At 53.6% G+C, this 14178-nt stretch carries 11 protein-coding genes; 4 read left to right on the forward strand and 7 right to left on the reverse strand.

Annotated features, from left to right (window positions below):
* A complete protein-coding gene (locus tag EJ361_RS12885) occupies positions 1–924 on the reverse strand; it encodes a CPBP family intramembrane glutamic endopeptidase (RefSeq protein WP_126246025.1) in 924 nt (307 codons plus the stop codon).
* Positions 925–1005: 81 nt separating this feature from the next.
* Here EJ361_RS12885 and dusB point away from each other — a divergent pair, with 81 nt between their 5' ends.
* From dusB to proC, 3 genes are all read left to right on the forward strand, one after another.
* Positions 1006–2076: a tRNA dihydrouridine synthase DusB gene (gene dusB / locus EJ361_RS12890; RefSeq protein WP_126246026.1), complete on the forward strand. Its 1071-nt coding sequence runs from the start codon at positions 1006–1008 to the stop codon at positions 2074–2076.
* 34 nt (positions 2077–2110) lie between these two features.
* Positions 2111–2680 (forward strand): HNH endonuclease, encoded by a 570-nt coding sequence (locus EJ361_RS12895; protein WP_126246027.1) that lies wholly within the window; start codon positions 2111–2113, stop codon positions 2678–2680.
* Positions 2681–2819: 139 nt separating this feature from the next.
* Positions 2820–3620, forward strand: a complete 801-nt coding sequence (gene proC / locus EJ361_RS12900; protein WP_126246028.1) for a pyrroline-5-carboxylate reductase — start codon at positions 2820–2822, stop codon at positions 3618–3620.
* 119 nt (positions 3621–3739) lie between these two features.
* Here proC and EJ361_RS12905 read toward each other — a convergent pair whose 3' ends face one another.
* The 6 genes from EJ361_RS12905 to EJ361_RS12930 form a co-directional block, all read right to left on the reverse strand.
* On the reverse strand, positions 3740–6934 hold the full coding sequence (locus tag EJ361_RS12905) for an efflux RND transporter permease subunit (RefSeq protein ID WP_126246029.1): 3195 nt from the start codon (positions 6932–6934) through the stop codon (positions 3740–3742).
* Between the two features lie 31 nt (positions 6935–6965).
* Entirely contained in the window at positions 6966–8030 is a 1065-nt protein-coding gene (locus tag EJ361_RS12910; protein ID WP_126246030.1) for an efflux RND transporter periplasmic adaptor subunit, read from the reverse strand.
* 8 nt (positions 8031–8038) lie between these two features.
* The gene (locus EJ361_RS12915) at positions 8039–9400 is read right to left on the reverse strand and encodes a TolC family protein (RefSeq protein WP_126246031.1); all 1362 of its coding nucleotides are present in this window, start codon (positions 9398–9400) and stop codon (positions 8039–8041) included.
* A gap of 22 nt (positions 9401–9422) precedes the next feature.
* Entirely contained in the window at positions 9423–10031 is a 609-nt protein-coding gene (locus EJ361_RS12920) for a TetR/AcrR family transcriptional regulator (protein ID WP_126246032.1), read from the reverse strand.
* A 1-nt stretch (position 10032) separates the two neighbouring features.
* Positions 10033–10641, reverse strand: coding sequence for a TetR/AcrR family transcriptional regulator (locus EJ361_RS12925; RefSeq protein ID WP_126246033.1), 609 nt, complete (start codon positions 10639–10641; stop codon positions 10033–10035).
* Between the two features lie 701 nt (positions 10642–11342).
* The gene (locus EJ361_RS12930; protein WP_126246034.1) at positions 11343–12602 is read right to left on the reverse strand and encodes a pyridoxal phosphate-dependent aminotransferase; all 1260 of its coding nucleotides are present in this window, start codon (positions 12600–12602) and stop codon (positions 11343–11345) included.
* Between the two features lie 288 nt (positions 12603–12890).
* Between EJ361_RS12930 and dnaN the strand changes: the two genes are divergently transcribed.
* Positions 12891–14009: a DNA polymerase III subunit beta gene (gene dnaN / locus EJ361_RS12935; RefSeq protein WP_126246035.1), complete on the forward strand. Its 1119-nt coding sequence runs from the start codon at positions 12891–12893 to the stop codon at positions 14007–14009.
* Positions 14010–14178 lie beyond the last annotated feature (169 nt).

Here is a 14178-nt window from a genome sequence, read left to right on the forward strand (position 1 = left end):
TTAGTTTTTTGATTCCGCCAATGCCGTTTTCCAGTTGTACCCTGCCTGTTTCGCGCGTTGCTGGAGCCTCCAGATGAGGAGCCCCGTGATGAGGGCGCTGAAAATGGCGAGGTATACGGGCACTGATTCGTCGGCGGAAGGGTCTTTACTGATAAGTTTGTTCTGGTAAAGATAAAACAATACCACCTGCATGCCGTTGTTCAGAAAATGCGCCGCAATGGCCAGCCAGAGGTTCCCCGTTACGAGGAATACCGCGCCGATCGCGAAGCCCAGCACTACACGGGGCAGGAAAGTAATAAACTGCAGGTGAACGGCCGAAAAGATGATCGCGGTGATCAGCACCGCCACCCAGCCGTTGCGTACCAGCCGCTGAACGATCGTTTGCAGGCAACCGCGGAAAAACACTTCTTCGCCAATGGCGGGCAACAGGGCCATGAGGAAGAGGTTCCGGACCATCGTCCAGCTATCGGGCATTACGAGCAGGGCCTTGGTCTGCCGCTCGGCCAGCTTCTCCATTTCCTCGAATTTCTGCGAAAACCCGACCAGCTTGTTCCATTCTACGGACGCGCCTACCAGCTGCAGGGAGCAAAGCAGGATGAGCAGGGAAAGGATCAGTTGGAGGAATGGAAGCCCGCGGTTAATGCCGAGGTATTGTGCCGGCCGCTCCATGGCCAGGGCGAAAAGGGCGCCGGGCACGAGGAACACGGTAAACGTATAAAAGAATTGCGATATGCGAAGGGCGGCGGCGACGGAAGGGATTTTGATGATGGAGGGGTCTTGCGCCTGCAACATCGTATAGCCCCCGCTGATAGCCGGGAATACTTCCTGGAAGATGATGCCGTATGCCATGAAGCAGACAGACATCAGTCCCAATAAAATCGCCAGTTGTCCGAACGGGGACGCCTTCCGTATAAAGTCCATCATACTTTCGCTGTGCTAAATTTGCGTAAATTTACAGGGCATTTATCAGTTTTGTCAGAATAAATTCTAACCGGCAGCAATTATATGGTGAAAATTGGAGATATAGAACTGGGTGAGTTTCCGCTTTTGCTGGCCCCCATGGAAGATGTGAGCGATCCGCCGTTCCGTGCGGTATGCAAGCGCGAGGGGGCAGACCTGATGTATTCCGAATTCATTTCCTCGGAAGGCCTCATCCGCGACGCCATCAAAAGCCGGATGAAGCTGGACATATTCGATTTCGAGCGCCCCGTCGGCATCCAGATATTCGGGGGAGACGAAGAGCCCATGGCCATGGCCGCCCAGATCGTGGAAGCCGCCAACCCCGACCTGCTCGACATCAATTTCGGCTGCCCCGTGAAGAAAGTCACCTGTAAAGGCGCCGGCGCCGGTATCCTGAAAGACATTCCCAAGATGGTCCGCCTCACCGAAGCCGTCGTAAAGGCCACCCGGCTCCCCGTTACCGTCAAAACCCGGCTGGGGTGGGACGATGATACCAAAAACATCGAGGAAGTGGCGGAAAGGCTGCAGGACGTGGGCATCAGGGCGCTGACCATCCACGGCCGCACCCGTACGCAGATGTACAAGGGCCATGCAGACTGGACGCTCATCGGCAAAGTCAAGAACAATCCCCGCATTAACATTCCCATCTTCGGCAACGGAGACATCTGCACGCCCGAACAGGCGGTGGCGGCGCGGGAAAAATACGGGGTAGACGGGGTGATGATCGGCCGTGCGGCCATCGGGTACCCCTGGATTTTCAATGAAATCAAGCACTTCATCCGTACCGGCCAGCACCTGCCGCCGCCTACCGTTTCCGAGCGGGTAGACGTTTGCAAGGAACACCTCCGCCGGTCTATCCAGTGGAAAGGAGAAGTGGTCGGCATCCTCGAAATGAGACGGCATTACACGAATTACCTGAAAGGGCTGCCGCACATCAAGGAATTCCGTGCACAATTAGTAACTTGCACTACGGCCCCAAAGATCGAGGAGGTCCTGGATGCCGTAGCATATCAGTACAAAGATCATATATTTGAGAGGACGATGGCCCCAATGGCTGGCATAGAAGCAACAGCGAATCATCCGGAGAGAGAACTGAGTTGTGAAGTTCCGGACTGAACCCCAGAAATGAACCATATAAATTGCTTTCACAATGGCCACAATCAAAAATTTGAAAAATGAGGTCTGGAAAGACTTGCAGATCAAAAACAAATCTGCCCTGCGTAAACGCTACGCGGTTTCCAATATGGGAAGGGTGATGAGTTACCAGGAAAGCAAGGAAGACGGCAGGCTGCTCAACGGCTCTACCGTGGAAGGCTATACGGTGCTCAACATCAAGCCGGCCGACACGTACCAGTCGCTCTACCTCCACCGCGAAGTGGCGCGCCTGTTCATCCCCAAAACCAGCCGTTCGCAGAAATACGTCATCCATCTCGATTTCGACAAAAAGAACAATAAAGTGTCCAACCTCCGCTGGGCCACCAAGGAGGAAATGGAGCAGCACCAGCAAAACAGCCCGGCGAAGCTCGCCTACAAGGAGCAGCAGCGCCACCGTACCAAAGGCCTGAAGCTGAACATCGCCAAGGTGAAGAGCATCAAGCGCCTGTTGCACAAGCCGGGGCGGAAAACGATGAAGCAGATCGCGGAACAGTTTTCCATCAGCGAAATGCAGCTGTACCGGATCAAAAGCGGCGAAAACTGGAGCCACGTAACATTGGATTAACGCCTGAGTCATCAGGAATGGTCATATTTTTTGATGTTGTCTGACGAAAGTCTCCGGCTTGCCGGGGGCTTTCTCATTTTTGGCGGGGTTTGCAGGAACGGGGGTTTTACCGTACCTTACTCTTCCAAATCAGTAGACTATGTCAGGCAAGAAAATCGCCATCATCGGCGGCGGCAACCTCGGTTCCGCCATCGCGGAAGGCCTCCTCGCAAGCGGGTTCTCCCAGGCCGGAGAAATCACCGTCACCAAGCGCAACATCGCTACCCTGGCCGCATTGCGCGAGCAGGGCGTTCATGTGGAATCAGATAACGCCAAAGCCATCCGCGAAGCAGACGTGGTGGTTGTGGCCCTCAAACCCTATAACGTTAAGGAAGTCCTCACCGAGCTCCGCGCCAGCTTCGATGCGGATAAACAACTCCTCATCTCCGTGGTGACCGGCGTACTGCTCGACGATCTCGAAAAAATCACGCTGCCCGGCCTGCCCATCTTCCGGGCCATGCCCAACACCGCCATCGCCATCCGGGAATCCATCACCTGCATCTGCGGCCGCAACGTCACCGAAGAGCAGACGGCTTTCGTGAAGGAAATGTTCGACCAGCTGGGCGTTACCGTTTCCATCGACGAAAAGCTCATGGATGCCGCCACCGTGCTCGGCGCCTGCGGCATCGCCTACGCCCTCCGTTTCATCCGCGCCTCCATCCAGGGCGGTATCGAAATCGGGTTCGACGCGGCCACGGCCAACCTCATCGCCGCACAAACGGTGAAAGGCGCCGCCGAACTGCTCATCAAAGGCAACCGCCACCCGGAAGCCGAGATCGACAAGGTAACCACTCCCAAAGGCTGCACCATCGCAGGCCTCAACGAAATGGAACACCAGGGCTTCAGCTCCTCGCTCATCAAAGGGATCACCAGTTCGTACAACAAGATCGTCAAGGGCTAAAACCCTTCACATATTTGCATAAAAAACCAAGGCCGGGATAAGAATATCCCGGCCATTTTAGTTAAACCTACAACTGTTACACTGTTTGTAACACTATTATCACTTATGCAAGTATTTTATCAGTTCATCATCGAAGCGGATTGCAGGTCGCGCGCTTCGATTTCCTGTTCCGTAGGCGCTACCATCCGCTGGCGGATGTAACGTTTTTTGGAAATACGTCCCATACCGAACTTCGCCATCGCCTTGTCTACCACATAATAAATTACGGGCACCACGATCAGCGTGAGGAACATCGAGGTGATCAGGCCGCCGATGATTACCCATGCCAGGCCATTCTTGGTCGAAGCCACACCACCCGTTGCCAATGCGATCGGCAACATACCGATCACCATCGCGATGGTGGTCATGAGGATCGGGCGGAGACGGGCATGGTTGGCGTGGATGAGCGCGTCGTACGTGCTCTGGCCTTCTTCCTTCATCTGGTTGGTGAAGTCGACGAGGATGATCGCGTTCTTCGCCACCAGACCGATCAGCATGATCATACCCAGGATGGTAAAGATGTTCAGCGTATTGTTGGTCAACGCCAGCGCCAGCAAGGCACCGATGATGGCCAGCGGGATGGAGAACATCACCACGAAAGGATAGATGTAGTTGTCGTACAGCGCCACCATGATGAGGTACACCATAATAATGGAGATAAGCAGTGCCACACCGAGGGTAGAGAACGAGTCTCCCTGGTTTTCGGCGTCGCCGCCCAGCACGTAGCTTACGCCCATGGGTCTCGGCATTTCGCCGAGCTTTTTGACGAATTCCTGGGTTACGGTACCGGAAGGCCTGCCCATCACCTGGCTCTGGATGGAAACCGAAGTGCTCTTGTCGCGGCGCTCGAGGCGGCTCGGGCCGGAACCTTCGGTGATGGTCGCGAATTGCGAAAGCTTCACCAGTTCGCCTTTGTCGTTCTTGAAATCGATATTGGAAACGTCCTGGATGTTGCGGCGGTTGAAGTCGCCGAAACGGATGTTGATGTCATATTCAAATTCGCCCTGGCGGAACTTCACCTTGGAATCGTCTGCCGTACCGCTGAAGGCGGTCTGCATCGTTCCCCCCACGTTTTCGAGCGTGAGGCCGAGCGCCGACATCTTGTCGCGGTCCACCTGCACGTTGATCTCGGGATTTCCTTCTTCCACGGAAAGTTTCACTTCCGTGGCGCCTTCGATCTTCTTCAGTTCGGCCATACCGGCTTTCGCGAATTTGAAAACGCTGTCGAGGTCGGTACCCATCACGATCACATCGATCGGTGCACGTTCCGCGGTACCCATGATGCTTACGGACGTGGTTTTCACTTTCACGCCGGGCAGCACTTCTTTCAGTTCTTTCTTGATGCGCGAAGCGAGGATGTCTGCCGGTTCACGTTTGTGCATATCCACCAGCTGTACCGTTACTTCGGATTTGTAAGCGGTAGATTGCGAAGTACCGAAACCGTCTTCGGAAGTTTGCCCTACCGTGGTGATGAGCGACACTACTTCGGGTTTCTTTTCCAGGAAGGCTTCCGCTTTGAGGGTGGCCTGGTTCGTTTGTTCGAGGGATGCGTCTTTCGGCATTTCGAGCATGACGATGAACTGGCCGCGGTCGCCTTTCGGGATGAACTCACCGCCGATGTACCCGCGGCTCACCAGTTGGAAAGAAGCCAGCAGCAGCACTACGGAACCAACGAGCGTGATGGTTTTGTTCGCCAGCGACCATTTCAGCATGCCGGTCATCCAACGGGTAAATTTATCCAGCTGGCGTTCAAACCACAGAATGAATTTCTCGAAGAAGTTCTTGCCGGTGAGATGCGTGAGCTTACCGAACCGGGAAGCCAGCAAAGGCACGATGGTGAACGATGTGAGCAGCGACAGCATGGTCGAAATCATCACTACCACGCAGAATTCGCGGAGGATTTTACTTACCAGTTCGTTCGTCAGTGAAATCGGGAGGAACACCACTACGATTACGAGGGTAATGGAAGTTACGGTGAACCCGATTTCCTTCACACCGTCGAACGCCGCGCGCACCTTGTTTTTGCCCATCTCCATGTGCCGGTAGATGTTTTCCAGTACCACGATGGCGTCATCCACGAGGATACCGACCACGAGTGAAAGGCCCAGCAAAGACATGAGGTTCAGCGAGAAGCCGAACATTTTCATCCCAATGAACGTAGCGATGAGCGACGCGGGGATGGAGATCATTACGAAGATGGCGTTGCGCAGGCTGTGGAGGAAGAGCATCATTACGGCGGCCACGAGGAGCACGGCGATGATGAGGTCATGGATCACGGAGTCGGCAGACTCGAGGGTGAACACGGAGTTGTCGTTCGCGATCTTGATCTTCAGCCCGGCGGCGGCGTATTCGCTTTCGATTTTCGAAATGGCTTTGTGGATTTCTTCGGAAACGGTTACGGCGTTGGCGTCTGACTGTTTCTGTACCATGAGGGCGATAGACGCGTCGCGGTCTACACGGGCGAGGCGTTCCGCGTCTTTCTGCGCATCCTGCACATCGGCCACGTCTCCCAGGCGTACCTGGGTGCCGGAGGCGGTGGTGGTGAGCACGAGGGCGCGGAGCTGGTCCACATCTTTATATTTACCTGCCAGGCGCACGAGGATCTGCTGATCGGTGGTTTTTACCTTACCGGTCGGGAAGTCGAGGTTGGCGTTGGTCACGATCTGGCGTACCTGCATGATGGAGAGCTTGTACGCTTCGAGTTTTTTCGGGTCGATGTTGATCTGGATTTCCCTTTCCTGGCCGCCGATCAGGGAGATCTGGGCTACACCGGGCAAGCGCGACAGCATGGGCTGGATACGCTTGTCGATCAGGTCGAAGAATTTCCGGTCATCCATTTTCGCCGTGGCGGAAAGGGTCATGATCGGAAGGTCGTCCAGGGAGAATTTGTTGAGGGACGGCGGTTTGGCATCGCCCGGCAGATCGGCGAGGATGGCGTTCACCTTCCTTTGCGCGTCTTGCAGGCCGATGTCTTCGTCGGCGTCGTTATTCAGTTCCACCGTAACCAGGGAGAGGCTTTCGGAGGATTTGGAGGTCAGCTTCTTGATGTTTTCCATGGATGCCACGGCGTCTTCAATTTTCTTGGTGACGGTGGATTCCACTTCCGAGGGCGAAGCCCCGGGGTATACGGTGGCGATGGTCACGATGGGCGACGAGAACTTGGGCAGCAGTTCATAGTTGAGCGCTTTGTAACTGAGGAGCCCGAGCAGCGTCAGGATGGTGAAGAGCACCACCACGACCGTTGGCCTTTTTATCGAAATCTCTGTAATCTTCATTGTGTCGGTTTGTTAAGTCAAGCAAATCGTCTTAGTGCGCCTGCACGGAAACTTTGGCGCCGTCGGTCAGGTTGATCTGGCCGCTGGTGATCACGGTTTCGCCGTCCTGCAGGCCTTCACGGATTTCGACTTTATCGCCGAAGATGCGGCCGGCGGTCACTTTGCGCAATTTGGCCACGCCGCCTTCCAGCACATAGATCTGGTTGCTGTTCACACCGCCCACGAATGCGTTGCGGGAGATGAGCATGGTGGGTTCCTGCCTGGGCATTTCGAAGTTGGCGGTCCCGTACATGCCGGCTTTGAGTTGTTTGCCGTTGATATTGGTCACTTCCATTTCTACCGGGTAGCTGAGCGTTTGGTCGCCTTTGGCGGCGATGAAGGTGATTTTTCCGGCATACTGGATTTCGGGGTATACGTTGGTGGTCACGTTCACTTGATCGCCCAGGTTGAGGTGGACTACCTGCATTTCCGGAACGGTCACGCGGAGTTTGAGGCGGCTTACGTCTACGATGTCGAACATTTTGGTGCCGGCGGAGAGGTAGGTTCCTTTTTCCACGTACTTGGCGTTGATGAACCCGGAGATGGGGGCTTTCACGTACGTATCGTTGACTTTGCGGCTGGCGGCTTCGTAGCGGCTAACGGCGAGGTCGTACTGGAGGCGGGCGTCGTCCATTTGTTTCTGGGTTACGCCGCCGGTCTTGAAAGCGGATTCATACCTGTCTTTATCCACTCTCAGCTGTGCGAGGTTGGCTTTTGCGGAAGCCAGGTCGGTACCTACGATCTCATCGTCTACACGCGCCATGATCTGGCCCTGTTTAACGAAGCTGCCTTCGTCTACGAGCAGTTGATTGATGCGGCCAGCAGCTTCAGCGAGATAGGTCAATTCCCTGAACGGCTCGAAGTTGCCGTTGGCGGCGAACTGCTGGTCGAAATCCACGCGGGCGGCTTTTTCGGTGAGCACGGGAATATCACCGGTGTTGCTCTGTTTCACAAATTCCGTCTTGGCAGCGTTGGCTGCCTTGTTGGCGTTGAGTTTCCAGACGATGGCCGCGAGGGCTGCTATAGTTAAAGTGCCGTAGATTAAAACTTTCTTCATGGCTTGCATTAGTTTAAGAGTGAGGGCAGGTTACCGTGTGATTTGATGAGGTCGAGCTCTGCGAGTTTGTACTGGAGCAGGGCTTCGTTATAGCTGTTCTGGGCTTCGGCCAGGGAGGTCTCCGAGTTGAGGAGGTCCGTCAGGTTGGCGAGGCCCAGGTTGTAGTTATTCCGGGTGGATGCGTACACCTCGTCGGCGAGGGCTACGTTTTCCTTTTGCGACTTGATGGTGCTGAGGCTGTTCAGAAGGCTGAGCCTTGCGTTCTCGAACGCGGTGGTCAGTTCCATTTTGTTGGCATCCAGCTTTTTGGCGATCTGCTCCAGGGTATAATTGGCCTGGTTCACGCGGCTGCGGCGGGCGAAGCCGTCGAAGATGGGGATCTTCAAGGTCAGCCCGATGGAAGCCATGCCGAAATTGTTGGCGGTCCCGTTGTTACCTTTGAACATGTCGAACTTGTCGCTCAGGCTGTTATAGGAATAACGGCCGTTGAAGGAAAGGCTGGGGAAATATTCGGCGATGTACGCTTTCTTCTGGAATTGCTGCAGCTCTTCGTTTTTCTTCAGCAGTTTATATTCGGTACGGTTGGAAAGGTTGAATTCCCCGAAATCCGTCGTCACCGCGGCTTTCTGTTCGATGTCGCTGAGGGCGAGGGGAGGGAACTCGAGGTCTTCGGCCACCGGCATGCCCATGGCTTGTTTCAGCTTGTTCTCGTCCACTTTCAGCTGGTTGATCAGCTGGCTTTTCTGGGTTTGGTAATTGACCAGGCTCACCTTGATGCGGTCGAGATCGATCCTTTTGGCCAGGCCGTTATCGAGCTGGCTTTGCGTGGTTTCGACGAGTTTGGTCATCTTGTCGATATTGCTTTGCACTACGTTGAGTTTTTCCTGTTTTACGAGGAGGCTGTAATACAGTGCGGAAACGTTATAGATGACCGCTTCTTTCGTTTGTTGCGTTTGGAGGGTGTAATATTCCTCGCCGGAACGAGCGGCCTGGAGGCCGGTGAATACGCTCTGGTTGAACAGTTGCTGGTTCAGTTCCGCGGAGGCCGAGGCGTTCCAGGTGGTACCTACGGGGAGGGCAACCGGTTTACCGGGCTCGTCGCGGTTAAATTCTCCGGGAAGTACCATCACCTGTTTCTTGATGTTGTCGGTGATGTTGGCGTTACCGGTGATCTGGGGGAGCGCCTGGGCGCGGACTTCCAGGGTTTTCTGTTTGCCGATCCGTTCTTCCAGACGGCTGACGGCCAGCTGCTGGTTATGATCCAGCGCAAAACGGAGGGCCTCCTGCAGCGACAGCTGCTTCGTTTGTGCGTAAACGTTCGTGGTCCAGGCGGAAGACAGGAACAGGAACGGTATGATCCATTTTTTCATGCTGTGTATTGTGACGATAGTGTTATGCGGTGATGGCGGAAGGAAGGTATGTTTCCAGCAGCGCCTGTCCTTCCGGGGTGGCGATGCCGTTGATATAATGAACGGTGAGCTGGTACATCACGTCGTGCAGTTCGAACTGCGTGGCGGGGAAGTGCAGCGGGTTGAAGAGGGAATCCATCTGGAGGAGCCGCAGGTGCACCATGATGTCTGTCCGCAGGTTGGGCCGGTAGAGACCTTCGCGGATGCCTCTTTCCAGGTTGCCGAGCACGGTGGCCGCCATTTCTTCCTGTTTGAAATGCTGTACCCTTCTCCAGGCGGAGGGGTGGTATTTCTCCAGTTCGAAAAGCAGGACGGGATTGGTGCTCCGCGCCATGTGCTCGGTGTGGTTGATGGACAAGACGAGCTCGTCGATCGCGTTCTTTCCGGCGTCCTGACATTCGGCGAGCCGGTCGCGGTAAGTGTCTGTCATGTAGCCGGTCACTTCGTCGATCAGTTCGTTTTTGTCGGAGAAGTGTTCGTACACGGTTTTCTTGGAGATACCGCATTCCCGGGCGATGTCTTGCATCGTGATGCTTTTCACCCCGAAAGTTTTGCACAGGCGCAGTGTTGTTTCCAGAATCCTGTCTCGCATCTTACTTTTTTAATGAATTGATGAATATGTCGGCTAATTGCACCTGCCACTCCCGCACCCTTTCAAATTCCTCGTCGCTGATCTCTTCACTTAAATCCTTACTTACCAGTGACAGGCGCAAGCCGATCATAGCATGCATATACAAGGCGGCGACCTTTGCCGGGTCTGCGCTTACCATTTCTCCACGGTCGACGCCTTTTTCGATGATGTTTGTGATGATGCCTATTTCCCGGTCGCGCGCGGCTTCGAAGGCTTTGTTGGCGATCCGCACCAGGTGTTTGTCTTTTAACACTTTAAACAATTCGAGCCGGCAAAACCTGCGGGCGAATTCGTGCCTGGTGGCGATGAGCTCCATGAATGCCTGGCGGGCGGTAACGGCCTGGTCGGCTTTTTCCTGGAGATCATGGAAATAGGTTTCCCCGGCTTTTTCGAGCACGGCCACGTGCAGTGCCTGTTTGTCGGGGAAATAGTAATACAGGGATGCTTTGGAGCAATGGAGGTCTTCCGCGATTTCGTTCATGGTCGTTTTGGAGGCGCCATAATACGTGAACCGATTCAGTGCCGCATCGATGATGCGTTCCCTTGTTTCATCCCTGTTTTCAGTCAACATTAACTTTCTGACTTTTTTAGTTTCAAAGTCAAAATTAGAAACTTCTGTTGAATTTAGTAAGCACAGTTGACCATTTAACGCATTTTTAACGATTGGGTGACAGATGGGAGTTTAGGGAGTTTCCCGGGTTTGAGGGGCTGTAAGTGGTTGAGGATGAATGGGACGGAAATGAGGTGGAGAATCAATATGGATTGATAATCAACAACTTAATACATTTTTGGTGAATTTACACAAAAGAAGCTTTTTAATTTACGCATTAAAATCTTTTGTGTAAAAGTATCATTAATAGGGTTTTAGCCGAATTAAGGCGATGCATAACGATATGGGGCCGCCTATCCGGTAAAATAAATTACCCGATAAAACGGGCTGATATTCAATCGGATTTCCGCTGAATGCGCAGAAAATTGCGGGCCGGCGTTCCGCCGGAGCGGAGCTTTCCCGGAGAAAACCGGTCCACCAACCCGCCCGTCAATCGCTATTACGCATTAAAAATATTTGTGTAAAACCGTCAATAATAGTGGTTTAAGTCGCTGAAAAACCTGCCTAACGAACGGGGCTGCCATATCAGGGAAAGTCAAAAGCAATTGGTTTTCATTGATTTGTGTGGAACACTAAAGCCAAGCCGGGTTAAAAAGAAACGGCCCCGGTGCGGAGCGCACCGGGGCCGGGAATATCGTTACCATTATTATATATGGTATACCTTATTTCAATTTCTCAAGCGCAGCTTTGAGGGCGCTCAGCATGGCGGGGATCTCTTCCTTCACGCAGGTACCCACGCTCAGGCGATACCAGGGAGAAGTACGGTCGGACCCGAATGCGTAGAACGGAACCACCGCCAGTTTCGCCTCATCGAGGATGTAAGAGGTAACGGCGCCCTGGTCTTCCAGCACTTTCCCGCCGGCAGTGGTTTTGCCTTTCAGGTCGAGCTTGATGGTCAGGTAAATCGCTGCCTGGGGAGCGATGGCGTCTACAGCGTGGCCGGCTTTCTTCAGCGCATCGAAGCCTTCGTAGATTTTCACGAGGCGTTCTTCCACTTCGCCTTTGAAGTGAGCGAGGTATTTATCGACGTTTTCTTTCTGCACGAGGTACCTGGCCGCGGCTTTCTGTTCTGCCATGGGGCTCCAGGCGCCAACGTGGGAAAGGATGGATTTCATTTTGCTCATCACGTGCTTGGGACCGAGTGCCCAACCCACGCGCACGCCGGTTCCGGCGAAAGCTTTGGACATACCGTCGATGAAGATGGTGTAGTCCTTCATTTCCGGACGGAGGGAAACGGGGTTATAGTGCTGCGTATCGCCGAAGGTGAGTACCCAGTACATCTGGTCGAACAATACGTAGAGGGGTTTCTCACCGGCGGAGCGGCTTTTATTTTCTTCCAGTACCATGTCGCAGATCTCTTCCAGTTGCTTTTTGGCGAAGGTGGTGCCGGTCGGGTTCTGGGGAGAGCAGAGGGCGAGGAGGGTAGCGCCTTTGAGGAGGGGCTTCAGCTCGGCCGCGGTAGGCATGAAGTCGTTTTCCACTTTGGTTTCGAGCACCACGTGCTCGCCTTCCAGGAAGTGGGTGTAGTGGTTGTTGTTCCAGGACGGGGTGGCGTAGATCACTTTCTCGCCGCGGTCAACGATGGTGCGGTAAGTAGCGTAAATGATAGGACGGCCGCCGCAGGAGATCACGATCTCGCTCATGGGGTCGTAATCGAGGCCTTCGCGCTCACCGATAAACTGGCCAACCGCTTTGCGGAGCTCCAGGATACCGTCGGCCGGAGGATAGTTGGTGTATTTATCCCGGTATGCCTGGCAGATTTCGTTTTCGAACTCCAGGGGGATGGGGAAAACCTTGGGATCGAAATCGCCAATGGTGAAATTATAGATCTTTTCACCCTTAGCCTGCTTTTCCTTGATCTCTCCTGCAAGTTTGATTATTTCGGAACCTATCAGCGTTTCGGCTAAATGAGACAGTTTCATATCCCTTGATTTTGATTTAAATGAAATGATGTTTTTTGCGCCCGCAAAATTAACCGATTTGACAATAATTTAAAAGAACCGGCACATTGTTTTCAATATTTTCAATATACAGGCCTTTTCTCGAATATTTGTTCAAGAAATGACGATTTAACTGCATTTTTGACAAGACGCATTCATCTTTCGCATTTTTGTTTCTTGCCATGCGATGTGGAAAAGCCGAGGGTGGATCATTGGCGAAACTTTCTATCTTTGTTTGCCTTACATTTGCAACAATTATTAAGTAACCTTATGAAGTTTATCGTTTCTTCCTCCACCTTACTGAAACAATTGCAACAGATCAGCGGCGTGATCAACTCCAACACCGTGCTGCCCATTCTCGAAGATTTTCTTTTCCAGATCGAAAAGAATGAGCTGACCGTTGTGGCCACCGACCTGGAAACCGTGATGAAGGTGAAGCTGGAGGTAGAGGCCAAGGAAAGCGGCCGTATCTGTATCCCGGCCAAGATCCTCATGGATTCCCTGAAGAACCTGCCCGATCAGCCGCTGACCTTCAACATCGATCTCAACTCCTTCGCTGTCGAAATCACTTCCGACAACGGTAAATACAAGGTGATGGGCGAAAACCCGGAGAACTTCCCGAAAGAGCCCGCCGCGGAAGACGCCACCAATTTCACCATGATCTCCTCCGCACTGCTCACCGCCATCAACAAAACGCTGTTCGCGGTTAGCAACGACGATCTTCGCCCGCAAATGACCGGCGTGTTCTTCGAGCTCCACCCGGACAATATCACCTTCGTAGCTACCGACGCGCACCGGCTGGTAAAGTATGTTAGGACGGACGTGAAATGCCCGCAGGACGATACTTTCATCGTCCCCAAGAAGCCGCTGAACCTGCTGAAATCCGCTATTCCCGATAACGAAAGCGAGATCCGCATCGCGTACAGCAGCAACCACTTCTTCGTTTCCCACGAGAACGCACAAATGATCTGCCGGCTGATCGATGCGCGCTTCCCCGATTATAAGGTGGTGATCCCGAAAGACAATCCCTATCGCCTCACCCTTGTGAAAAGCGATTTCCAGAACGCCCTGAAGCGGGTGAGCGTGTTCGCCAACAAGAGCACCAACCAGGTGGCGCTGAGCATCAGCGGTTCCGAGCTGCAGCTTTCCGCGCAGGACGTAGACTTCTCCTTCGAAGGTAACGAGCGCATGAGCTGCCAGTACAGCGGCGAGGATATGCAGATCGCTTTCAACGCCAAATTCCTCATCGAAATGCTGCACGCAGCCGAGGGAGACGAAATCACCATCGACCTGAGCGCGCCTACCAAGGCCGGCATCCTCCGCCCGGTAGAAAAAGCCGAAGAGGAAGACCTGCTCATGCTGGTGATGCCCCTGCTGATGAACAACTAATCATCGAATGTATTCGCATAGAAAAAGCCGCCTCTCAAATGCAATGCCCCCCAAAAGTTGGACACTTTAGGGGGGCATTTTTATGGACAAACGCATTAAATACAGTATTCGTCAAAAAGAGTTAACAGTTGTTTCGATAGAAAAGGGGAAGGAGTCCATTACTTCAGCA

Source organism: Chitinophaga rhizosphaerae (assembly GCF_003958645.1).
Taxonomy (GTDB): Bacteria; Bacteroidota; Bacteroidia; order Chitinophagales; family Chitinophagaceae; genus Chitinophaga; species Chitinophaga rhizosphaerae.